This window comes from Ensifer sp. YR511, from assembly GCF_900103045.1.
Classification (GTDB): Bacteria; Pseudomonadota; Alphaproteobacteria; order Rhizobiales; family Rhizobiaceae; genus Ensifer; species Ensifer adhaerens.
This window is the reverse complement of sequence record NZ_FNGR01000015.1, coordinates 83,958-105,966: the sequence shown is the minus strand read 5'-3', so window position 1 is coordinate 105,966 and position 22,009 is coordinate 83,958. Positions and strand designations below refer to the sequence as shown.

The 22,009-nt window shown below is 64.7% G+C and carries 21 protein-coding genes and 1 pseudogene; 13 read left to right on the top strand and 9 right to left on the bottom strand.

Annotated features, from left to right (window positions below):
• Window positions 1–6: 6 nt before the first annotated feature.
• The 3 genes from BLU15_RS23495 to BLU15_RS23485 are packed head-to-tail and all read right to left on the bottom strand — an operon-like array spanning window position 7 to window position 2,515.
• Window positions 7–1,266 (bottom strand): CCA tRNA nucleotidyltransferase, encoded by a 1,260-nt coding sequence (locus BLU15_RS23495; protein ID WP_090298460.1) that lies wholly within the window; start codon window positions 1,264–1,266, stop codon window positions 7–9.
• The gene (locus BLU15_RS23490; RefSeq protein WP_060518728.1) at window positions 1,263–1,895 is read right to left on the bottom strand and encodes a CoA pyrophosphatase; all 633 of its coding nucleotides are present in this window, start codon (window positions 1,893–1,895) and stop codon (window positions 1,263–1,265) included. Before BLU15_RS23490 ends, BLU15_RS23495 begins: the two co-directional genes overlap by 4 nt.
• A complete protein-coding gene (locus BLU15_RS23485; RefSeq protein ID WP_090298457.1) occupies window positions 1,892–2,515 on the bottom strand; it encodes a DUF1285 domain-containing protein in 624 nt (207 codons plus the stop codon). Before BLU15_RS23485 ends, BLU15_RS23490 begins: the two co-directional genes overlap by 4 nt.
• Window positions 2,516–2,788: 273 nt before the next feature.
• Here BLU15_RS23485 and BLU15_RS23480 point away from each other — a divergent pair, with 273 nt between their 5' ends.
• Genes BLU15_RS23480 through BLU15_RS23455 form a run of 6 tightly spaced genes read left to right on the top strand, consistent with a single transcriptional unit; the run spans window position 2,789 to window position 10,536 of the window.
• The gene (locus tag BLU15_RS23480) at window positions 2,789–3,802 is read left to right on the top strand and encodes an AAA family ATPase (protein WP_034789050.1); all 1,014 of its coding nucleotides are present in this window, start codon (window positions 2,789–2,791) and stop codon (window positions 3,800–3,802) included.
• Window positions 3,803–3,805: 3 nt separating this feature from the next.
• Window positions 3,806–4,726, top strand: coding sequence for a DUF58 domain-containing protein (locus tag BLU15_RS23475; protein WP_034788827.1), 921 nt, complete (start codon window positions 3,806–3,808; stop codon window positions 4,724–4,726).
• Window positions 4,723–7,551, top strand: coding sequence for a DUF4159 domain-containing protein (locus tag BLU15_RS23470; RefSeq protein ID WP_090298454.1), 2,829 nt, complete (start codon window positions 4,723–4,725; stop codon window positions 7,549–7,551). Before BLU15_RS23475 ends, BLU15_RS23470 begins: the two co-directional genes overlap by 4 nt.
• A gap of 10 nt (window positions 7,552–7,561) precedes the next feature.
• Window positions 7,562–9,631, top strand: a complete 2,070-nt coding sequence (locus BLU15_RS23465; protein WP_090298452.1) for a hypothetical protein — start codon at window positions 7,562–7,564, stop codon at window positions 9,629–9,631.
• Complete coding sequence (locus tag BLU15_RS23460; protein WP_162731785.1) at window positions 9,628–10,107, top strand: GNAT family N-acetyltransferase; 480 nt, start codon at window positions 9,628–9,630, stop codon at window positions 10,105–10,107. The genes BLU15_RS23465 and BLU15_RS23460 overlap by 4 nt, the downstream gene beginning before the upstream one ends.
• 6 nt (window positions 10,108–10,113) lie before the next feature.
• Entirely contained in the window at window positions 10,114–10,536 is a 423-nt protein-coding gene (locus BLU15_RS23455; protein ID WP_090298447.1) for a GNAT family N-acetyltransferase, read from the top strand.
• A 9-nt stretch (window positions 10,537–10,545) separates the two neighbouring features.
• On the opposite strand, the gene BLU15_RS23450 is transcribed toward BLU15_RS23455, so the two are convergent.
• Entirely contained in the window at window positions 10,546–11,091 is a 546-nt protein-coding gene (locus BLU15_RS23450) for a GNAT family N-acetyltransferase (RefSeq protein ID WP_060518737.1), read from the bottom strand.
• A gap of 260 nt (window positions 11,092–11,351) precedes the next feature.
• On the opposite strand from BLU15_RS23450, the gene BLU15_RS23445 reads away from it, so the two are divergent.
• Window positions 11,352–12,329: a glutathione S-transferase family protein gene (locus tag BLU15_RS23445; protein WP_090298444.1), complete on the top strand. Its 978-nt coding sequence runs from the start codon at window positions 11,352–11,354 to the stop codon at window positions 12,327–12,329.
• A 30-nt stretch (window positions 12,330–12,359) separates the two neighbouring features.
• Here BLU15_RS23445 and BLU15_RS23440 read toward each other — a convergent pair whose 3' ends face one another.
• The gene (locus BLU15_RS23440) at window positions 12,360–12,827 is read right to left on the bottom strand and encodes an NUDIX domain-containing protein (protein WP_034788845.1); all 468 of its coding nucleotides are present in this window, start codon (window positions 12,825–12,827) and stop codon (window positions 12,360–12,362) included.
• A 110-nt stretch (window positions 12,828–12,937) separates the two neighbouring features.
• Between BLU15_RS23440 and BLU15_RS23435 the strand changes: the two genes are divergently transcribed.
• Window positions 12,938–13,840 (top strand): metallophosphoesterase family protein, encoded by a 903-nt coding sequence (locus BLU15_RS23435; RefSeq protein WP_034788848.1) that lies wholly within the window; start codon window positions 12,938–12,940, stop codon window positions 13,838–13,840.
• A gap of 183 nt (window positions 13,841–14,023) precedes the next feature.
• Window positions 14,024–14,572: a tetratricopeptide repeat protein gene (locus tag BLU15_RS23430; RefSeq protein WP_090298542.1), complete on the top strand. Its 549-nt coding sequence runs from the start codon at window positions 14,024–14,026 to the stop codon at window positions 14,570–14,572.
• Window positions 14,573–14,645: 73 nt separating this feature from the next.
• Here BLU15_RS23430 and BLU15_RS23425 read toward each other — a convergent pair whose 3' ends face one another.
• Window positions 14,646–15,665: a DUF3313 domain-containing protein gene (locus BLU15_RS23425; RefSeq protein ID WP_176960330.1), complete on the bottom strand. Its 1,020-nt coding sequence runs from the start codon at window positions 15,663–15,665 to the stop codon at window positions 14,646–14,648.
• 285 nt (window positions 15,666–15,950) lie between these two features.
• Here BLU15_RS23425 and BLU15_RS23420 point away from each other — a divergent pair, with 285 nt between their 5' ends.
• Together BLU15_RS23420 and BLU15_RS23415 are read left to right on the top strand one after the other, a co-directional pair.
• A complete protein-coding gene (locus tag BLU15_RS23420) occupies window positions 15,951–16,469 on the top strand; it encodes an RNA polymerase sigma factor (protein ID WP_034788854.1) in 519 nt (172 codons plus the stop codon).
• Between the two features lie 3 nt (window positions 16,470–16,472).
• Entirely contained in the window at window positions 16,473–17,300 is an 828-nt protein-coding gene (locus tag BLU15_RS23415; RefSeq protein WP_034788856.1) for an anti-sigma factor family protein, read from the top strand.
• Between the two features lie 83 nt (window positions 17,301–17,383).
• Here BLU15_RS23415 and leuA read toward each other — a convergent pair whose 3' ends face one another.
• Together leuA and BLU15_RS23400 are read right to left on the bottom strand one after the other, a co-directional pair.
• Window positions 17,384–19,093 carry a 2-isopropylmalate synthase gene (leuA, locus tag BLU15_RS23410; protein WP_060518745.1) on the bottom strand — a complete coding sequence of 570 codons (1,710 nt, stop codon included), beginning with the start codon at window positions 19,091–19,093 and terminating at the stop codon, window positions 17,384–17,386.
• A 410-nt stretch (window positions 19,094–19,503) separates the two neighbouring features.
• Window positions 19,504–20,088: an ATP-dependent Clp protease proteolytic subunit gene (locus tag BLU15_RS23400; protein ID WP_034788862.1), complete on the bottom strand. Its 585-nt coding sequence runs from the start codon at window positions 20,086–20,088 to the stop codon at window positions 19,504–19,506.
• Window positions 20,089–20,327: 239 nt separating this feature from the next.
• Between BLU15_RS23400 and BLU15_RS23395 the strand changes: the two genes are divergently transcribed.
• On the top strand, window positions 20,328–20,906 hold the full coding sequence (locus BLU15_RS23395) for a HupE/UreJ family protein (RefSeq protein WP_090298437.1): 579 nt from the start codon (window positions 20,328–20,330) through the stop codon (window positions 20,904–20,906).
• Window positions 20,907–20,918: 12 nt separating this feature from the next.
• A pseudogene (locus BLU15_RS40880) lies at window positions 20,919–21,385 on the top strand (hypothetical protein).
• Between the two features lie 16 nt (window positions 21,386–21,401).
• On the opposite strand, the gene queF reads toward BLU15_RS40880, so the two are convergent.
• Window positions 21,402–21,866 carry a preQ(1) synthase gene (queF, locus tag BLU15_RS23380; protein WP_034788869.1) on the bottom strand — a complete coding sequence of 155 codons (465 nt, stop codon included), beginning with the start codon at window positions 21,864–21,866 and terminating at the stop codon, window positions 21,402–21,404.
• Between the last annotated feature and the right edge of the window lie 143 nt (window positions 21,867–22,009).

Genomic DNA, 22,009 nt, shown 5'->3' with positions numbered 1-22,009 from the left:
GCCTGATCAGGACGGCTGCACCATGGCTTCGAGCCGGGCGACGAGGTTTGCCCGGTCGAGATTGAAGTTGCGCTCGATCCAGAGATTTTCGAGTTCGCCGAGGATTTCCCCCACACGCGGGCCGGCCGGCACGCCGGCTTTCAGGACGTCACCGCCATTCAGCGGGAAGCTTGGCCGCTTGAAGGCCTCGACCCGTGCCAGGAGCCGCCGCAGCGAAGCGGTCTCGGACAAAAACGCCGGGTCGCCTTCCGACTTGCGCCGCGCTGTTGAGAGCGCCAGTCGCAGTCTTACAACGATCCCTTCCACGCCATTACGATAGAGCAACCGATCGAATGCCGTGTCGACGATCGTCGCCGGGACCGCAGGCGCCTTCGCCCAGCGGCTGAAATAGGCAGCCTCCGCCTTCGAGACACGCAGACGCTCTGCCATCGCCTCCAGACGCTCCTCATCCGGCGGCACGATCGCGGAAAGGCGCAGAAGCGGGTCCGGCTTCCAGCCGAAGGCCCGCTCGGCGGCAACGAGTTCCGGGATTGCGTCGATGCCCCATTTCTCGGTTTCCGGCAGGATTTCGGTGAGCACGCCGGCCTGGCGCATCCAAAGCAGCGCGCGGCCGGGATCATCGGCCGAAAGCAGCTTCTTCGTTTCCGCCCAGACCCGCTCGGCCGAAAGCGTTGCAAGCTTCGAGCGCGCACGGGCACAGGCACGCAAGCCGTCGGCATCCGGCCGGCCGCGGCCGTAATGGGCGAAGAAGCGGAAGAAGCGCAGGATGCGCAGATAGTCCTCGGCGACACGCTCGCTGGCATCGCCGATGAAGCGCAGCGTCCGCGTTTCGATGTCGGCGAGCCCCCCGACATCGTCGAAGACCTCGCCGCGGTCGTTGGCGTAGAGTGCGTTGATGGTGAAGTCCCGCCGCTCGGCATCGGCCTTCCAGTCGGTGCCGAAGGCCACTTCCGCACGGCGGCCATCGGTCGCAACGTCACGGCGAAGCGTCGTGACCTCATAGGGCGTGCCGTCGATGACGAGCGTCACCGTGCCATGGTCGATGCCGGTCGGCACCACCTTGATGCCGGCCGCCTTCGCCCGCTCGGCGACCTCGTCGGGGCGCCAGGTGGTCGCCATGTCGATATCGCCGGCCGGCAAGCCCATCAAGCTGTTGCGCACTGCGCCGCCGACGACCCGGACTTCGCCGCCGTCGACATTGAGCACATCGAAAACGCGACGCAGAGAAGGCGTCGAGAACCAGCCTTCGCCAGCAACCGAGGTCATGCATAAAGCCTTTCATAGAGCATGCGCAGAATTCCGGCGGTGATACCCCAGATGTTGCGGTCGCCATAGGGCATCCGGTAGAAATGCCGTTCCTCGCCCTGCCAGTGCCCGCTGCCGCGATCGTGATTGCCGGGGTTCATCAGGAACGACAGCGGCACCTCGAAGACGCTTTCGACCTCTTCCGGGTTGGGAACCAGTTCGAAACCCGGCTTGACCACCGCCAGCACCGGGGTGATGCGGAAACCGGACATGGCCATGTAATGCGGAAGCCGGCCGATGGTTTCGACGAAGCGCGGATCGAGCCCGATCTCTTCCTGCGCCTCGCGCAACGCCGCCACTTCGACCGACCGGTCTTCGGGGTCCACGGCACCGCCCGGAAAGGCGACCTGGCCGGAATGCTTGCGCAGGCTGGTGGTGCGCTGCGTCAGGATAACCGTCGCATCGTCGCCATCATCAACAACGGGCACCAGGACCGCGGCATCCTTGAGCTTCAGCGTCTCCAGATAGGGCACGATGCCCGGATTGAGCAGGAAGTCGCCGTGCTCGCGCCAGGAGGTCTCGATCGGCCCACCCATCTGGGTCAGCGCCCGACGACGAAACTCGTCGGCTGAGAAGGGATGCGCATTCATCGGGAAAGCGCTTCCAGCTCGGCTGCCGGCATGATCGGGAAGACCGCACCGCCCGAGCGCACGCAGAACATCTCGGTGCCGTCGATCGCAACCGTCTCGCCGAGCTCGACGATGTCATACATGACCGGCCGCGACACCAGGGCTTCCAGCCGCCCTCGCACGTGCAGGTAAGGCTTCAGCTCGCGGTTCTCGCCATGGATGACGAAGCGCAGCGGATGCTCCGGCCCGGCTTCGACCACGTCGCCGACATTGGTGCGGAAGGTCAGGACCTGCCCCTCCTTCCCCTCGGTCACGCTCATCTCGACGGCGACAAAAGGCGCATCGACGATGCGGATGCCGACCTTTTCCACAGGCGTGACGAGATAGGTGCGCCCATCCTCGTCCTTGCGCAAAACGGTGGAAAACAGCCGCACCAAGGGCTGCCGGCCAATCGGCGTGCCCAGATAGAACCAGGTTCCGTCGGCGCGGATCTCCATGTCGATGTCACCGCAAAACGGCGGATTCCAGCGGTCCACCGGTGGCAGGCCGCGCGCTTTTTCGCCGGTCTGCCCGGCGGCACGCGCAATCAGGGCCGCCAGTCCGGCCGCATCGCCGGTTTGCTGAATTTCGGCTTCTGCCATTGTTCCGTCCCGTTTGACCTCGATTTTGCATCGAGACCTTTGATATCTCACGAGATAGTGCGTCGGCGCCGACTTGTCAGCCGTCCGGCAGGGTCTAAATTGGATTTTGGCGACTGAAATCCAGGCTACCGCATGATTCCTTGAATCGGGATCGATCTAAGGACAGGCGTCATGCGGCGGCTCAATATTACAGCGAGCCTGGCGCGCTCTATAAGGACGCGCGGCGCTGTAGGGGCGATTCGGTTTAACAACGGGCGACCGGGGAGTATGACCATGAGTGTGATGAAGGGCGCGGCTGACGCGATCGACGAGAAGGCGATTGTCGCTGCGGCCGAAAGTGCGCTGGGCGAAATCGCCCGGGTGCGTGCGGAAGTCGGCAAAGTCATCTTCGGTCAGGAAAGCGTCGTCGAGCAGACCCTGCTTGCCGTTCTCTCCGGCGGTCACGCGCTGCTCGTCGGCGTTCCCGGCCTTGCCAAGACGAAGCTCGTCGCCACGCTCGGCACCGTGCTGGGGCTCGATTCCAGCCGCGTACAGTTCACGCCCGACCTGATGCCGTCGGATATTCTCGGTTCCGAAGTGATGGACCAGGACGGGGCCGGCCATCGCTCGTTCCGCTTCATTCCCGGCCCCATCTTCACGCAGTTGCTGATGGCCGACGAAATCAACCGCGCCTCGCCGCGCACCCAATCGGCACTGTTGCAGGCCATGCAGGAGTACCACATCACGGTTGCCGGCGCCCGCAAGGACCTGCCGGCGCCCTTCCATGTGCTCGCGACCCAGAACCCCCTGGAGCAGGAAGGCACCTATCCCCTGCCCGAGGCGCAGCTCGACCGCTTCCTGATGCAGGTCGACGTCGGCTATCCGGACCTAACGGCCGAGCGGCAGATCCTGCTCGAAACCACAGGTGTCGGCGAAGCGACCGCCCATCCGGTCATCGATGCCGCGCGGCTGCTGCAGATCCAGAGCCTCATCCGCCAGATGCCGGTCGGTGAGAAGGTGGTCGACGCGATCCTTTCGCTGGTGCGCTCCGCTCGCCCCGGCAACGGCAATGCCGCGACCGACAAGAACGTCGCCTGGGGGCCAGGCCCGCGCGCCGGCCAGGCGCTGATGCTCTGCGCCCGTGCCCGCGCGCTCTACGACGGTCGTCTGGCGCCTTCGATCGACGATATCCTGGCGCTGGCCGAACCGGTGCTTCAGCACCGCATGGCGCTGACCTTCGCCGCCCGCGCCGAAGGCATGACCGTGCGCGACGTCGTCGCCGATCTGGTGAAGCAGGCCAGAGGCTGACGCATGGCCACCGTCGGGCACATAGTCTCGCGTACTCCCGCCAGTGAAGTGCTTTCACGAGCGCAGCAGCGCGCCATGCTCGTACCCGATTGCCTGGTCGAGGCGCGACGGATCGCCAACACCGTAATTTCCGGCTGGCATGGCCGGCGCAAGCGCGGCATCGGCGAGAATTTCTGGCAGTTCCGGCCCTATTCGGACGGCGAGAGCATGTCGCGCATCGACTGGCGGCGTTCTGCCCGTGACGACCATACCTACGTGCGCGACCGCGAATGGGAAGCCGCCCACACCATCTGGCTGTGGGCCGATCTTTCGCCGTCGATGATGTACAAGTCGAAGCTCGGCACCGTGTCCAAGGAGAGCCGTGCGCTGGTACTGATGCTGGCGCTCGCCGAAATCCTCGCGCGCTCGGGCGAGCGCATCGGCTGCCCGGGCATCATGGAGCCGGTCTCGGCGCGCAACGCCGCCGAACGGCTGGCGACCGCCATCATGCTGAGCCCACTTGCCGAGGGCCTGCCGGAAACCGGAATGATCCGCAGCGCCAGCGACCTCGTGCTGATCGGCGATTTTCTCGATCCTGCCGAAAAGATCATGGACCGCCTCGGCCCGCTGGCCAGACGCGGCCTGCGCGGCCATGTGGTCGAGATCGCCGACCCGGCCGAAGAAGTGTTTCCCTATTCCGGCCGGACCGAATTCACCGACCCGGAGACCGGCGAGAAGCTGACCGCCGGCCGCGCCGAAGTGCTGCGTGAAGACTATCAGCGCGCCTATATTGGCCGCCGCGACACGCTGGGCGTGACGCTGCGCCATCTCGGCTGGACCTTCACCCCGCACAAGACCGACCGGCCCGCCTCCGAGGCGCTCGTCGCCGTGCACACCTATCTCTCCGGCATGCCGGGACGCGCTACCCACGGAGGCCAGCTATGAGCGGCCTCGCCTTCCTCTTCACCAATCCGGCCATCCTTGCCGCCCTGCTTGCCCTGCCGGTCATCTGGTGGCTGCTGCGGATGACGCCGCCAAGGCCGTCGGCCGAAGTCTTCCCGCCGCTGCGCATCCTCGCGTCGGTGATGAAGCGTGAGGAGACCCCGGCGCAAAGCCCGTGGTGGCTGACGCTGTTGCGCATGCTGATGGCCGCCGCCCTTATCCTTGCGATCGCCGATCCGGTGATCAACCCGCGGCAGAACACGCTTTCGTCAGCCGGTCCGCTTGCCCTCGTCATCGACAATAGCTGGGCGACAGTCTCCGACTGGAACCAGCGGGTCGAAGCCGCCGGTGCGCTGATCGACGACGCGGAAGCCAAGGAGCTTCCCGTTTCGATCGTCTTTACCACCGACCGCCAGCACGACGCGACGCCCGCTTCCGCCGCCGCGGCGCGCGACCGCCTGGCCGCCGCCCAGCCGCAACCGCTGCCGGCCGACCGAGAGCGGGCACTCGCTGCCATGAGGGCCGCGCTTGCCGGCTCTCCGCCCGGCACCCTCGCCTTCCTCAGCGACGGCATCGAAGCGTCGAATGGCGGGACGATGCAGCAGATCGCAGAGCTCGGCGCTACGAATGTCCGCCGGGTCGAGGGCAATGCGGAAAGCGCCATCGCGCTGACGGCAGCGACCAACGAAAACGACGGAATGCGGGTTACCGCCTCGCGCCTGCCGCTCGGCGAGCCACGCGCCTATTACGTGCTTGCCCGTGACATTCGCGGCACGGCGATCGCCGAGGGCGAGCTTCGCTTCGCGACGGGCGCCACCACGGCGGATGCCTTGCTGAAGGCGCCCTTCGAGCTGCGCAACGACTTCGCGCGCCTGACGATCGAAGGCCAGGCGACGGCCGGTGGCCTGCACTTGCTCGATGACGGCAACCGCCGCCGCCGGGTCGCCCTGCTCAGCGGCGAGGTCCATCAGTCGCAACCGCTGCTTTCGCCGCTCTACTACATCAAGCGCGCGCTCGAGCCGCATGCCGACCTGATCGAACCCCGCGAAGAGGCGGTCGGGAAGGCAATCGCCGAGCTTCTGGCGCAAAATCCGTCGATCCTCGTCATGGCCGACGTCGGCCGTTTGCCGGACGAAAGCTACCCGCTGGTCACGCGCTGGCTGGAAAATGGCGGCATGCTGGTGCGCTTCGCCGGCCCGAGGCTCGCCGGCGCGCCCGCCGACGACCCGCTCGTACCGGTCGTGCTCCGGCAGGGCGAGCGTACGCTCGACGGCGCGCTTTCCTGGTCGGAACCGCAGCCGCTTGCCGATTATCCGTCCTCGAGCCCCTTTGCCGGACTGGAACGCCCGCGTGACGTCCTGGTAAAGCGCCAGGTGCTGGCGCAACCGACACCCGATCTCACGGAGCGGACCTGGGCCAATCTCGCCGACGGCACACCGCTGGTGACGACCGCCGAGCGCGGCCGCGGCCGCATCGTGCTCTTCCACGTGAGCGCCGATCCGAACTGGTCGAACCTGCCGATCTCCGGCTCGTTCGTCGACATGCTGCGACGGTCCATCCAGCTTTCGCGCGCCGGCGGCGTTGCCGGCGATCAGCCAAGCAAGGCGCAGACGTTGCCCCCCTATCGCCTGGTGAGCGCCCGCGGCGAACTGACCGGCGACACCGGCAGCGCTCGACCGCTCGAAATCGCACCCGGCATCGCGCCCACCGTTTCCGCCGACACGCCCCCCGGCCTCTACGGCTCGGAGGAAGGTTTCGTCGCCAACAATCTGCTGCCTGACGGCGGCAAGCTCACCCCGATTACAGGCAATCTCGTCGGAGCGCGGGCCGAAGGACTGGAGGGCGCCCGGCCCTTCTCGATCCGACCCTACCTCTTCGGGCTGGCGCTGGCGCTCTTCGTCCTCGATACGCTGATCGTTCTCTACATGGCCGGCGGTCTCGCCGGGCTGCGCCGGCGCGCAGGGCGCGGCGCCGCGGCCGCGGCACTGGTCGCAACCCTTGGCCTTGCGACGCTCGGCCTTGTAGCCGCTCTCGCCCCGGCGATCGCACATGCGCAGGACAGCCAGCCGAGCGACGAGCAGACGTTGCAGCGGCTGGACACGACCCATCTCGCCTATGTCATCACCGGCGAGCAGGAGGTCGACCGCCTCTCCGAACAGGGCCTCATCGGCCTCAGCAACTATCTGACCTACCGGACGGCGCTCGAACCCGGAGCGCCCGTCGGCGTCGACCTCGAACAGGACGAGCTGGCCTTCTACCCGATCATCTACTGGCCGGTTTCGGCCACCGCTCCGATGCCAAGCAGCCGGGTCATGAGCCGGATCGACGCCTATATGCGCAACGGCGGCACCGTTCTCTTCGACACGCGCGACCAGTTTTCCTCGCTGACACCGTCGGACACCGGCGACAGTCCCAACGTGCAGCGCCTGCAGGCGATGCTGAGCGGGCTCGACATTCCGCCGCTGGAGCCGGTGCCCTCCGACCACGTGCTGACGAAGGCCTTCTATCTGCTTTCGAACTTCCCCGGGCGCTATGCGGAAAGCCAGCTCTGGGTCGAGGCCGCCCCCAATGACGACGAAGACCGCAGCAATCGCCCCGTGCGCGGCGGCGACGGCGTCACGCCGATCATGATCACCGGCAACGATTTTGCCGGTGCCTGGGCCGTTGACGTCAACGGCGCGCCGCTCTTGCCGACAGTGCCGCCGGACGAGATGCAGCGCGAATATGCCTACCGCGCCGGCGTCAACATCATGATGTATATGCTGACGGGCAACTACAAGGCCGATCAGGTTCACGTGCCGGACCTTCTGCAAAGGCTTGGACAGTGAGGGCCGATCGATGACCTATGGCTTTGCCCCGCTGATCCCGTGGATCTACTTCGTCCCGCTGCTCGCAATCGCGGCGCTGTTCATCGCCTATGGCCTCTGGCAGAAGGTGCGCGGCGCCTGGCTGCGCCTGGCCGCACTCGCAGCGCTCGGACTGGCGATCGCCAACCCCTCCATTTTCGTGGAGCTGCGCGATCCGCTCTCGACCATCGTCGCCGTCGTCGTCGACCGCAGCCAGAGCCAGCAGAACGGCGACCGCACCGCGCAGACCGATCGCGCCGTCGAGGGCCTGAAGGAACGGCTGGCGGCCATACCGCTGATCGAGCCGCGGATCATCGAGGCAAACACCGATCCGGCAGATGTCTCACCGTCGACCAATCTCTTTGGCGCGCTTGCCTCCTCGCTGTCTGACGTTCCCCCGGCGCGCATCGGCGGCGCCATTTTCGTCACCGATGGCCAGATCCACGATGTGCCCGATGTCGCTCGCGCGCTCGGTTTCGACGCGCCCGTGCACGGGCTGATCACCGGCAAGCCCGATGAATTCGACCGGCGTGTCGAACTGATCAACCCGCCGCGCTTCGGCATTGTCGGCGAGGAACAGAAGCTCTCGTTCCGGGTGGTCGACGACGGGGCGGCACCCGGCGGCAGCGCCGAAGTCACGATCCGCCTCAACGGCAACGAGATCGCCCGCGAGCGGGCCGAGCCCGGCACGGACGTGCCGTTCGCCTTCAACGTTCCGCGCGGCGGCAACAACGTGCTCGAATTCGCCGTCGACGCCGTTCCCGGCGAAGTAACGACGGCCAACAACCGCGCGGTCCACGTGCTCGACGGCATTCGCGAGAACCTGCGCGTGCTCTTGGTCTCCGGCGAGCCGCATGCCGGCGAACGCGCCTGGCGCAACCTCTTGAAATCCGATGCGGCCGTCGATCTCGTACATTTCACCATTCTGCGTCCGCAGGAAAAGCAGGACGGCACGCCGATCAACGAACTGTCGCTGATCGCCTTCCCGACGCGCGAACTCTTCGTCGACAAGATCAACGAGTTCGATCTGATCATCCTCGACCGCTACCAGCACCGCGGTCTGTTGCCGATCCTCTACTACGACAACATCGCGCAATATGTGGAGAACGGCGGCGCGCTGCTGATCGCGGCAGGTCCCGAACATGCCGGCGACGATTCGATTGCAGCGACACCGCTTGAGGCAGTGCTGCCGGCCGCGCCGACGGGCGTCATGAACGAAAAGGCCTTCTTCCCGCGCCTGTCGGAGGAAGGAAAGAAGCATCCGGTGACCCGCGGTCTGGAAGGCTCCGACAGCGAGCCGCCGCATTGGGGCCGCTGGTTCCGCACCGTCGACGTCAACCGACCGCAGGGCCATACGGTCATGGAAGCGGCCGACGGCAAACCGCTGCTGGTGCTCAACCGTGTCGGCAAGGGCCGCGTCGCCATGCTGCTCTCCGATCAGGGCTGGCTCTGGGCTCGCGGCTTCGAAGGCGGCGGACCCCACGTGTCGCTCTATCGCCGCACCGCCCATTGGCTGATGCAGGAGCCCTCGCTCGAAGAAGAGGCGCTGACGGCACGCGCGCGCGGCCGGACGCTCGAAATCACCCGCCAGACGATTGATGGCGATCCGGGTCCGGTGACGCTGGTCGCTCCCTCCGGCGGGAAGCAGGACGTCAAGCTGACCGAACGCCAGCCGGGCCTCTACTCGGCCGAAGTCGCCACCACGGAAACCGGGCTCTTCGAGATGTCGAACGGCGACCTTACGGCCCTTGCCCATGTCGGCGACCCCAACGCTCCGGAATTCAAGGCCGCGATCTCGACCGAGGACAAGCTGCGTCCCTGGGCGGAAAAGACCAAGGGCATCGTGCAGCGCCTCGCAAGTGCCGATGGACCGCTCGACCTGCCCACGGTTCTGCCGGTCAGGGGCTCGATCCGAGCGGCAGACGACCAGCGGCTCTCGATCCGCATGACCGACGAAACCGTGCTGAAGGGCGTCAATTCAGTGCCGCTGTTTACCGGCTTCCTTGGTCTTGCGGCGCTGCTGCTGCTGATTTCCGCCACCTGGTATCGCGAGGGACGATGAGCGACAGCAGCATCGTCGTCAGCGACCTTCGCGACGCACCGCATTTCTTCGATGCCGTGGCCGACCGCGTCTGGCGCGCCTGGTGGGAGCCGCACGGCTTCCCGCTGGAACACATTACCGGCCTGCTTCAGGCGAGCCTTGCCGACGATGCCGAGCCGCTGTGTCTGGTGGCGCATGCCGGCGACCGTTTCGTCGGCACCGCCTCGGTCATCGCCTCCGATCTTGAGGAGCGACCGGATCTCACGCCGTGGGTTGCTGCCGTCTGGGTCGATCCGCCGTTCCGCGGGGCAGGTATCGGCGGCGACATCGTGCTGAAGGCAGCGCAGGCGGCGCTCGATACCGGCGCCGAAGCCGTGCATCTTTGCGCCCTCTCGGGCAAGCGCGCCTTCTACGAGCGTCTCGGCTGGCAGCTCGACGAGACGGATGTCGGCGAAGACCGCCTGGATGTCTTCAGCATGCGCCGTGTCGAAAGGTAAAGGCCGATGTTCGTCGTCACCGACGCCCCGCCGCCCGAGGCGATCGAAGCAATCGGCAACGGTCTTGCAGCCTTCAACGCCGCCGACGTCGGCCCGTCGGAGCGACGCCCCCTCGCCGTCCTTGTCGGCGGCCCCGAGGCACAGGGAGCCCGCGGCGGCCTGAACGGCTACACCGGCTGGGGCTGGCTATTCGTGCAATGGCTGTGGTTACCGGAAGATCTTCGCGGACAGGGGCTTGCCGGCAAGTTGCTCCAGGCGGCCGAGGACGAAGCGCGCAATCGCGGCTGCCACAGCGCCTGGATCGACACCTTCAACCCGCAGGCCCTGCGCGCCTACGAGCGTCAGGGCTATGCGGCCTTCGGTGAACTGCCGGATTTCCCTGTTGGCCGAACCCGGGTGTTTCTGAAGAAATCGCTCGTCGCGCGATAAGGTCCGGGATCAGACGGCAAGCGGCAACGCAATCGGCTCCGCCTGCATCAGCCTATCATCCCGCCAGGCGATAACGCCGGCAAGTCCGGCATGCACACCCTCTGCCATCGGCACGACGAGCACCCGCGCCGGGTCGACCGGCCCAGGGAACTCGAGTGCCGCGTAACGCACCTTCTCGAAGCCGAGCGGCTGGTAATAGGGCGGATCGCCGACAAGGATCACCGCGTGTGAGCCCTTGCGCCGCGCCGCCTCGACCGCGATGCGCACCAGTTCCCGGCCGATGCCCTGGTTCTTGTGCGACGGCCTGACGGCGAGCGGTCCGAGCAGGTGGCCCTTGATCGAGCCCGCCATGACCGGCGTCATCCGGACCGATGCGATCGTCTCGCCATTGTCGGCGCAGATGAAGGACAGCGACCGGTCATGCGGCCCCTGCTCGCGGATGCGCGCGGCCGCCCGGGCAAACCGGCCGGGGCCGAAAGCTTCTTCGTTGATGATTTCGATGGCTGCGTCATGGGACGCGTCTTCGGTCAGATAGACGAGATCGTGCTTTTTCATGAGATCGAGAAACCAGGCATGCGAACAGACATAGGGATGGCTTCGCCCGATGAGGGCGTTGGCAGCATCAGCGTCGTCGCAGGTTTCCCGAGAACATCATCTGTGCGGATTCTTCCAGACACGAAAAAATTTGTGAAATCGCCGATAGCAGAAATTTGCCCTCTGTCAAAGCCTAAAACGCACTGTTCCGATTTCGCCACCTATCGAATGTCGCTGGAAGCGCTATCTATTGACGCAACGATCATGAAGGAGTTTGTCCGATGGGCAGGTTGGTAGATGGCGTCTGGCAGGACGTCTGGTACGACACGGTGGCAACGAACGGCCACTTCAAGCGCAGCGCTTCGCAGTTCCGCAACTGGGTGACGGCGGACGGGTCGGCCGGCCCGAGCGGCGACGCAGGCTTCAAGGCCGAGGCCGATCGCTATCACCTCTATGTTTCGCTCGCCTGTCCATGGGCCCATCGTACACTGATCTTCCGCAAGCTGAAAAAGCTCGAGGACCTGATCTCCGTTTCCGTGGTCGATCCGCTGATGCTCACCCAGGGCTGGGAATTCAAGGACGGCGGCATCGGCACCGGCGATCATCTCTTCGGCTCGAAGGCGCTGTGGCAGGTCTATACCCTCGCCGATGCCAACTATTCCGGCCGCGTGACCGTGCCCGTCCTCTGGGACAAGAAGCAGAACACCATCGTTTCGAATGAATCCTCCGAGATCATCCGGATGTTCAACTCCGCCTTCGATGGCCTGACCGGCTCGACGCTCGATTTCTATCCGGAAGAGCTGCGCGGCGAGATCGATGCGATGAACACCGACGTCTACAATGACGTCAACAACGGCGTCTACAAGGCAGGCTTTGCCACCACGCAATCCGCCTACGAGGAAAGTGTGACGGCACTCTTTGCCCGGCTGGACAAGCTGGAAGAGCGCCTCGGCTCGCACCGTTACCTCACCGGCAGCCGCCTCACCGAGGCCGACTGGCGGCTATTCACGACGCTGGTGCGCTTCGATCCTGTCTATGTCGGCCATTTCAAATGCAACATCCGCCGGATCGCCGACTATCCGAACCTCCAAGGGTATCTGCGGGAACTCTATCAGGTGCCGGGCGTGGCCGAGACGGTCGACATGCGCCACATCAAGGAGCACTACTACCGCAGCCACACGACCATCAACCCGACCGGCGTCGTGCCGGTGGGCCCGGTGCTCGACCTCACCGCCCCGCACGGACGAGAGGCGCTGTAAGCCCGCAATGAAACGGGCAATCGATCGCGGCTACCAGTAGCGATCGATTGCGATGCCGCCGGCAAGTTCCGCAAGCCGGCGGCGTGTTGCCGGCGTGGTGTCGTCAGGCAGCGCGTCCAGTGCGAAGAAGCCACTTTCGGAAATCTCGAGATCGGGCGTTTTCGGCGCGCTCTGGCTGACACCGTCACAGCGGTAGAAGACGACGTGGTCGCGGCGGCTCGTGCGCCTGTTGTAGTAGACCTGGATGAGCACCGGCGGCGCCGAAACTTCGAGGTTCCCCTCCTCGCGCAACTCCCGCAGCAAGCCGTCGATCGAGGCCTCGTCGCGGTCGAGCCCTCCGCCCGGCAGGTGCCAGCCCGGCAGGTAGGAGTGGCGGACGAGGAAAACGCGGCCCTCGCCATCGAAACAGGCCGCCCGCACACCCATCGTCATGCCGCGTGCAACAGCGTAGTAGCCATGCGCAAGCCACATCAGCAGCCGGAGATACCAGCGCCGCATCTCCGGTGGCCGATCCTGTTCCAGGCGTTTTTTCCTTCCTCGTCCCGGCCACACGCGATTCATCGGGCGACCTGATTCCCCTCGGCCGGAATATGCGCTAGACGGGGTCGATGTTCAAACTCGCCCATATTTCCGACGTCCACCTCGGGCCCTTGCCCGAGCTATCCCTCAGGGAACTCGCTTCCAAGCGCATCACCGGTTTCGTCAACTGGCACCGCAACCGCAGCCGCCATCTCTTCACCGGTACGCTCGACACCCTGCTGGCCGACATCGAGAAGAAGGATCCGGACCATCTGGCGATGACGGGCGATCTCGTCAATCTCGCCTCCTCGCTCGAGATCAAGGCGGTCACCGAATGGCTGGAGGATGCGGGCAAGCCGGAAAACATCTCCGTCGTTCCGGGCAACCACGACGCCTATGTTCCGGGCGCCTACGAGAAGACCACCCGTGCCTGGTATCCCTATATGCGCGGCGACGATGCGCCGGCGCATTGGCATGACCGGCACCGCTGCTTTCCCTACATGCGCGTGCGCGGCCCGGTGGCGCTGATCGGCTGCTCGACCGCCGTTGCGACCCCGCCCTTTGCCGCCAGCGGCTATTTCGGCCAGCGCCAGGCCCGCGCCACCGTCAATCTGCTGAGACAAGCCGGCGAAGCCGGGCTCTTCCGAATCGTCATGATCCACCATCCGCCGATCCGCGGCGCAACCTCGATGCACAAGCGCATGATCGGCATTCGCCGCTTTGCTGCGACGATCTCGTCCGGCGGCGCGGAACTCGTGATCCACGGCCACACGCACCTCAACACTGTCTATTGGCTGAAGGGCCAGCATGCCCCTGTCCCGGTTGTCGGCATCGCCTCGGCCTCGCAAGGTCCTGGCGGCCACAAGCCGCCGGCAGCTTACAACCTGTTCACCGTCGCCGGTGAAGCCGGGAACTGGCACCTGACGCGCGAGCGCTACGCCCTGAACGACGATGCCACCACGGTGTCGCTCGCCGAAACCACACGCTTCTAGCCGAACGCAGCCTCCCTCCGCAGAAAATTCATCGCCCGGCGAATAAACCCCGGCCCTGCTGCGTCATACTCCGGTCCGCCGCCGCATGGCAGCGCGCCCGCCTCTGCGCGAATGCAGGACACGCAGTCGTTTGAAACAGCGCGAGGCTTTCGCGGTCATGCGCCAGTAATGGGAGATGGCATGATGAACCACAAGAACCTCGTTTTCGCCCTGTTCGCCGCCGGGGCAACCAGCTTCATGGCGCATGCGGTGATGGCCGCCGGCGAGGATACGAGCGAACCGCCGAAGAAAACCAAAACGACCAGCGAATGCACCGACGGCAAGGTGTGGGACGCCAAGAAAAAGGCCTGCGTTGACGCCAAGAAGAGCGACCTTGGCGACGATATCCTGTTCCAGGCGGCCCGCGAACTCGCCTATGCCGGCCAATATGAAAATTCGATCAGAGTGCTCGGCGCCGTCAAGGACCAGCGGAGCGCCCGGGTGCTCAACTACCTCGGCTATGCCAACCGCAAGGCCGGGCGCATGGAACTCGGCATGCAGTACTACAAACGCGCGCTCCAGGCCGACGAGAACTACATCCTCGCCCGCTCCTACATGGGCCAGGCGCTGATCGAACAGGGCCGCGTCGAGGAAGCGCGTGTGCAACTCGTCGAGATCCGCGACCGCGGCGGCGAAAACACCTGGGCTTACCGCGCCCTGCTGCAGTCGCTCGGCGGCGTCCGCCAGTACTGACCGGGCGGTAACATGGACGGGCGGCGCCAGGCGCCGCCCTCGATCCGACGTGCCACAGACACGGACTGGGACGCTAGGTTTTCTTCGACCCGCTTGCCGCCGGCCCGTTCTTTTTGGGCTCGCTTGCCTTGGCTGCATTTCCCTTCGCCCCGCCTGCCGTGGGACCGCTTCCGGTCGTGCCATCAGCAATCGACTTTGCCTCGTTCTTCTTCTCCGACCATTCCGGCGGCAGGCCGAGCGCGCCGCCGGCGATGCCGCCGAGACCGGACCCCTTGCCGAACACGGCGCAATCCGGATCGGTGGGTTTGCCGGTGACGGCATAGGCGACGCTGTTCTTGACGTTCTTCATCGACGGCAGCTCAAAATCGGACTTCATCGGGTCACCCGATTTTTCGAGCAGCGCACTGAAGTCGCTTGAGAAGTCGCCTGCAAGCTCGAAGGCGTCGGCGGCCGTCGAGGCGCGGGACCCGTTGGTGAGGATGTTGGCGCCACGCGCCCATGCCAGCCCGGCGATCTGCTTGCCCATCGGGTCGAATGCCTCCGCCTCGACCGCGAGACTTCCAAGGCCGATGGGAATGCGCGGAACCGGGATCGGAGCGACGGCCGAGGTGACGGTCGACACGCCGGCGACGACTGCGTTGGTCGATTTGACCTTGCTGATCACGGAGCGCACCGCCATGTCGGCGGGCTTGGAGATCGGCACGACGTCGAATTGCTCGCTCAGGGCTTCGCAGAGCGACCGGTCGATCGCCGTGGCCACCAGCTTCTTTTGCGGATCCCCGAGCTTGTCGAGATCCGCGGTGGCGGCAAAGGTCGTCGGGATCACATGCACCGTCTTGACGTTCTTGGTGGCAGCAGAATCCACCCGGTACTTCGTCTTGGTCACCATCCCGTCGCTGACAACGAAATCCTTGTAGGAGGATAGAGACCCCGTTTCCATGACCTGGGCGCTCTGGCAGGCGGCGAGCCCCGCAAACAAAGGCACCAGCGCAGCCGTGCGAATGACGGCCGCACCTCCCCGAATGCGGCGTCCGCCACAATGTCTCCCGACAAACCTGACAATACTCATGCCATTGCGATGCTGTGCGTTCATTGGCGTATCCCCGACGTCGACCTGCAGTTGTGCATGAGGTCCGGCCAGATTCGGGCCGAACTTTGACGCCATCTCCGGCCACCATTGCAGTTAACGGTAACGAAGCGCGTGATTAACGGCCGCGGGCAAGCGAAAGCTTTTTGGGAAAAGGCGCCATGAAGCAGCAGAATTTGCTTTCCGTTCCGGGACTTCCCTTGCAGACTAAGGAGCAAATGTTTCATATCATCCGCTCGTGCGCAGCACGGCGAATAAATGCATGATCCGGCACGTTTCATTGGAAGAGAAATGCGTCCAGCGGCAGAAACGAAGGACTTCAGACGCGACTTGGTCAGCCTGCTGCCCAAATTGCGCCGTTTCGCGATGACGCTGACGCGCAATGCCAATGACGCCGACGACCTCGTCCAGGAAGCCTGCGAGCGCGCGATCACCCGCAGCCACCTCTGGAACGGAGAGGGCCGGCTGGAAAGCTGGGTCTACGCGATGACGCGCAATCTCTGGGTCGACGAAATCCGCAAGCGCAAGGTTCGCACCGGCAGCGGCACCGTCGATGCGCTCGGACATGACGAACTCAGCATCGAGCCGTCGGCCGAAAAAGCCGTCTACGCCAATCAGTTGCAGAAGATGATCCTGTCGATGCCCGAGGGGCTGGCGAGCGTATTCCTGCTGGTCAATGTCGAAGGCCACAGCTATCGCGAGACCGCCGATATCCTGGGCATTCCGATCGGCACCGTCATGAGCAGACTGTCGACCGCGCGCCTCAGGCTCGCGGCGATGATCTCAGAGAATACCGAAAGGAGGGCCTGACCGTTGCAACAGACAAGGGGTCAAGCGCTCGAAGTGCGCCTTTCTGCCTATATCGACGGCGAGATCGGCGAAGCTGAACGAACCGAACTCGACGCGATTCTCGCCCGCGACGAGGACGCCAAGGCGTTGTTCGAGAGGCTGAAGGCCGGCAGCAGCTTCGGCGATACCGCCTTCGAAGATTTCCTGCACGATCCCGTGCCGCTCGCTCTTGTCCGGCAAATCAAGCAGGGTCCAGGGGTCAATCCGAAGACCGAGCGGATTGCGGCAACGACGACCACTGTCCGGCACGCGCGGGTCTGGCCGCGCATGCTTGCCGCATCGGTGGCCCTGCTGCTGCTCGGCGGCGGCGCCGGCTTCATCGTCGGGACGGCGAACACCGGGAGCGAGCCGACCAAGCTCGCCGCAGCGCGTGGCTGGCTCGACGACATCGCCGACTATCACCGCATCTATTCGCGGCAGAAGGAGCATCTGGTCGAGGTCCCGGCGACAGAGGGACCGAAGATCGAGACCTGGCTTGCCGCAAGCGTCGGTGTTCCCTTCAAGGTCCCGCAGCTTTCCGGCAAGGGCCTGACCTTCGAGGGCGCGCGGCTGCTCGTCGCCAACGGCAAGCCCGTGGCGCAGCTCGTCTACCGAAGCACCGAAGGCGAAATCTTCGCGATCTGTTTCCTCAAGAACACCACCGGCCCGCAGGCGGAGCAGTTCGACGAGAGCATCCGCGACGATCTCGGCATGGTCTCCTGGCAGCGAGGCGGCGCCTCGTTCGTGCTCGTCGGCCCGTCTTCGCATGTCGGCATGCAGGACATCGCCGAAGCCGTCGCCGCGACGATCTGAGATCGACGGCAGCCCCTACCCCTGAAACGAAAAGGCCGCGCCGGGTTTCCCCGACGCGGCTTCATTCGTCACGCTGAAGTGTATCAGCCGCGCTTCATCTCGAGTACGCGGTTTGCCGCCGAAACGATCGCTTCGAGCGAGGCGGCAACGATGTTGGTGTTGATACCGGCGCCGAACAGCTTGCCACCCGGGTGCTCCATCTCGACATAGGCGATCGCGGCTGCGTTCGAGCCGTGCTGCAGCGAGTGCTCGGAGTAATCCGCAACCGAGAGGTCGATGCCGAGATAGATCGACAGCGCATTGATAAAGCCGTCGATCGGGCCGGTGCCCTTGCCTTCGATGCGCTTGACCTCGCCATTGTCGGTGATCTCGGCCGCCACCACGCGCACGCCCTTGTGCTCGCCCACCGGATAAGTGTGATGGTCGACGAACTTGATGCGCGCGCCCGGCTGCTCGACGTAGCGCTCGATGAAGCGCTCGTAGATGCGCTTGGACGGCAGCTCCTTGCCTTCCTCGTCGGTGATGCGCTGGATGTCCTCGCGGAACTCGACCTGGAGGTTGCGCGGCAGGTTGATGCCGTAGTCTTCCTGCAGGATGTAGGCGATGCCGCCCTTGCCCGACTGCGAGTTGATGCGGATGATCGCCTCGTAGGAGCGGCCGACGTCACGCGGATCGATCGGCAGGTACGGCACTTCCCAGAGCGGCTTGTTGGCGGTCTTGATCGCCTTCATGCCCTTGTTGATCGCATCCTGGTGCGAGCCGGAGAAGGCCGTGTAGACCAGTTCGCCGACATAAGGATGGCGCTCGGGAATGACCATCTGGTTGGAGTATTCGTAGACTTCCTTGATCCGCTCGATATCGGAGCAGTCGAGCTGCGGATCGACGCCCTGCGTGAACATGTTCAGCGCCAGCGTCACGACATCGACGTTGCCGGTGCGCTCGCCATTACCGAACAGCGTGCCTTCGACGCGGTCGGCGCCAGCCATCAGGCCCAATTCGGTGGCGGCGATGCCGGTGCCGCGGTCGTTGTGCGGGTGCAGCGAGATGATCAGGCTTTCGCGGTTGTCGAGGTTGCGGCACATCCATTCGATCTGGTCGGCATAGATGTTCGGCGTCGCCATCTCGACGGTCGAGGGCAGGTTCAGGATCAGCTTGTTGTCTGGCGTCGGCTTGACGATCTCGGTGACCGCGTTGCAGATCTCCAAGGCCACTTCGAGCTCGGTGCCGGTAAAGCTTTCCGGCGAATACTCGAAGCGGTAGCCGCCGCCGGCCTTGGCCGCCATGTCGGTGATCATCTTGGCGGCGTCGGTCGCAATCTGCTTGATGCCGCGCACGTCCTTGGCAAACACCACGCGGCGCTGCAGTTCACTCGTCGAATTGTAGAAATGCACGATCGGTTGGTGCGCGCCTTCCAGCGCTTCGAAGGTGCGGGTGATCAACTCGGGCCGGCACTGCACCAGCACCTGCAGCGACACATCCTTGGCGACATTGCCTTCCTCGATGCACCAGCGGGCAAAATCGAAATCGGTCTGCGAGGCCGAGGGGAAGCCGATTTCGATTTCCTTGAAGCCCATGTCGAGCAGCAGCTGGAACATGCGGGCCTTGCGATCGTGCCCCATCGGGTCGACCAGCGACTGGTTGCCGTCACGCAAGTCGACCGAGCACCAGATCGGCGCCTTGGTGATCGTCTTCGACGGCCAGGTGCGGTCGGTGAGCGCGATCTGCGGATAGGCCTGGTACTTCACCGCCGCTTCCGGCATGCCAATCTTAACGGGATGGGATTTCTGGATCATTGCAGCTTCTCTTCATCACTGGACGTCCTGGCCGCCTTGCCATACCCGATCGGGGATCGGATTGCGATGGCTAATGCCGCGCCGAACGCGCCTTTATCCTAAAACACTTGATGGGGTCGAGGAGCATCCGCCGGCGTGGCTTTTCGGCCGCCGGGCGCTCCTCAGCGAACCCGGCAACCGCGAGTAAGGCCGAGAAGAAGAAGCGAGGCGAAGGCGCGCGACGGCGCACGATTGGTATCGTGTCCGGCGGGGATCGAGGCGATCCGATATGCGTCAGCCTTGGTCATGCTCAAAGCCTATACACGGCTTGCCAGAGTGGAGCAAGCCACGCGATGGCGAGGATCACCGCAAAAAGAAAAGGGCACCGGCGAAATGCCGATGCCCTCCAAATCCTTGACTTGCTTGCGAACTCAGATGTCCGCAGCAGACGAGATGATCCGCGAAACGAGGCCGTAGGACTTCGCTTCCTCAGCGGAAAGCCAGTAATCGCGGTCCGTGTCCTTGGCGATCTTCTCGACCGGCTGGCCGGTTGCGTCGGCGAAGATCTTGTTCAGGCGATCGTTCATCTTGATGATTTCGCGTGCCTGGATCTCGATGTCCGACGCCATGCCGCGGGTGCCGCCCGACGGTTGGTGAAGCAGGAAGCGGGTGTTCGGCAGGCAAATGCGACGCTCCTTGGGAGCGCCGACAAAGATCAGCGCGCCGGCGGAAGCGACCCAGCCGGTGCCGATGGTCCAGACCTTCGGCTTCACGAACTTGATCATGTCGTGGATGCTGTCGCCCGATTCGACATGGCCGCCCGGCGAATTGACGAAGATGCGGATGTCTTCGTCGCTGGCGGCGGCAAGCGCCACGAGCTGCGAGCAGACCTTCTGCGCCAGTTCCTGATTGATCGACCCGTAGATGAAAATCGAACGCGACTTGAAAAGGTTCGCCTCCGTTTCCTTGCCGAGCGGCAATTCGGTCTTCTTGTCGTCCTCGTCGTCGTTCATCATCCGTTTTTCTCCGGCGTCTCATGAAGTCTTCAGTCAAAGTCAGATAATGCGACTCGACCCCGAAGACAATGCAACAAACCGAAGCGGCGACAAAGCAGCAAGGTCGACTATGCTTATGGTAAAAACACCTACCGCCAAATGCCGTATAGACAGGGGGACGGAGGCCAATAAGATCGGTCGCGTCAAACACTCAAGAGTGGGGCCAGCCTCCCAGGTCCCGCCGATCCATGGGGACACGCATGAACAGACGCATCCTGATCGCCACTGCGGCGCTGATCGCCTCCGCCGCACCCGCCTTCGCCCATCTCAATCCGGCAGAGCACGGCTCGTTTGCCGCCGGCTTCTCGCATCCGCTGTTCGGACTTGACCATATCCTGGTCATGGTCGCCGTCGGCCTCTGGGCGGCGCAGATCGGCGGCCGGGCGCTCGTCGTCGTGCCGGCGGCCTTCGTCGCGATGATGGCAGCGGGCTTCGCGCTGGCGGTTGCCGGTGTCGACCTGCCCTTCGTCGAGCCGGCGATCCTCGCCTCGGTGGTGGCACTCGGCCTGCTTGTTGCCATGGCGGTGCGGCTCGACACGGCAGCATCCGCTGCGATCGTCGGCGTCTTCGCCCTCTTCCACGGCCATGCCCATGGCGGCGAACTCGGCAGCGCCGGGGCGCTTGCCTTCTCGGTCGGCTTCATCCTCGCCACCGCCGCGCTGCACGTGGCCGGCATCGGCCTCGGCATCGCCCTTCAGCGCCTCTCCGGCGGCGGCCTGCTTGCCCGCCTCCTCGGTGGTCTCACGGCTCTGGCCGGCGCTGCCTTGATCTTCGGCTGAAATCAAACGGGCATGCAGCACGGACGAATTATCTTTCTGAACGGCACGTCGAGTGCCGGAAAGTCAACGCTGGCAAAGGCGCTCCGGGAAATCCTCCCGGAGCCCTTTTGTTACTATGCCTCCGACCAGCTTGCCGACGCCGGATTTCGGGTCCTTAGGCGCGGCATGCATCCTGGAATGCGCGGCGAGCGTGCGAGGTTCTTCGACGGATTTCATCGCTCGATCGCAGCCTTCGCCGAGGCCGGCAACGACCTGATCGTCGAGCACATCGTCGAGGAGTCGGAGTGCACGCGCCGATCGAAGACCTGGAGCGTCGCGAGCGCGAGCGCGGCGACCGCACGATCGGCGAAGCCCGCTTTCACCTGAAGACGCACGATTACTGCGCCTACGACCTAGAAGTGGACACGCGCGACCCGACCGATCAGATCGCTGCGCGCATCGTTGACGCCTGGCTCAAACGCCAGTCACTCAGACCGTAGCGGGGGATCTCCCGCTTTAGCCGCGACCGCGATAGGTCGGCACGCCCTGGTCGGGCAGCCACAGGCCCTCGGGCGGCTTGCCGGTCTGCCAGAAGACGTCGATCGGGATGCCGCCGCGCGGATACCAATAGGCGCCGATGCGAAGCCAGCGTGGCTGAAGCAACGACACCAGCCGTTGGGCGATCTCGATGGTGCAGTCTTCGTGGAATGCGCCGTGGTTGCGGAAGGAATGCAGGAACAGCTTCAGCGACTTCGATTCGACCAGCCATTCGTCCGGCACATAGTCGATGACGATATGGGCGAAATCCGGCTGGCCGGTCATCGGGCAGAGCGAGGTGAATTCCGGCGCGGTGAAACGCACCAGATAGTCCTTGCCCTTGTTGCCGCTCGGGACCCGCTCCAGCACCGCGTCTTCCGGGCTCTGCGGCAGGTCGACCTTTGCGCCCAGTTGCGAAAGGCCGGATACGTCAGTCTTGCTCATATGCCTGTTGCTCCATGAGAACATCCGCGCGTGGGTGCGGTCGACTGGCCTCTGCCCTCGTCGGCCCGCTCCGTTTGCGGCCCTTAAATCAGAACTGCCTCAAGAAGGAAACCTCGTCACGGTTGAAGTGCCGTCGACCTTGA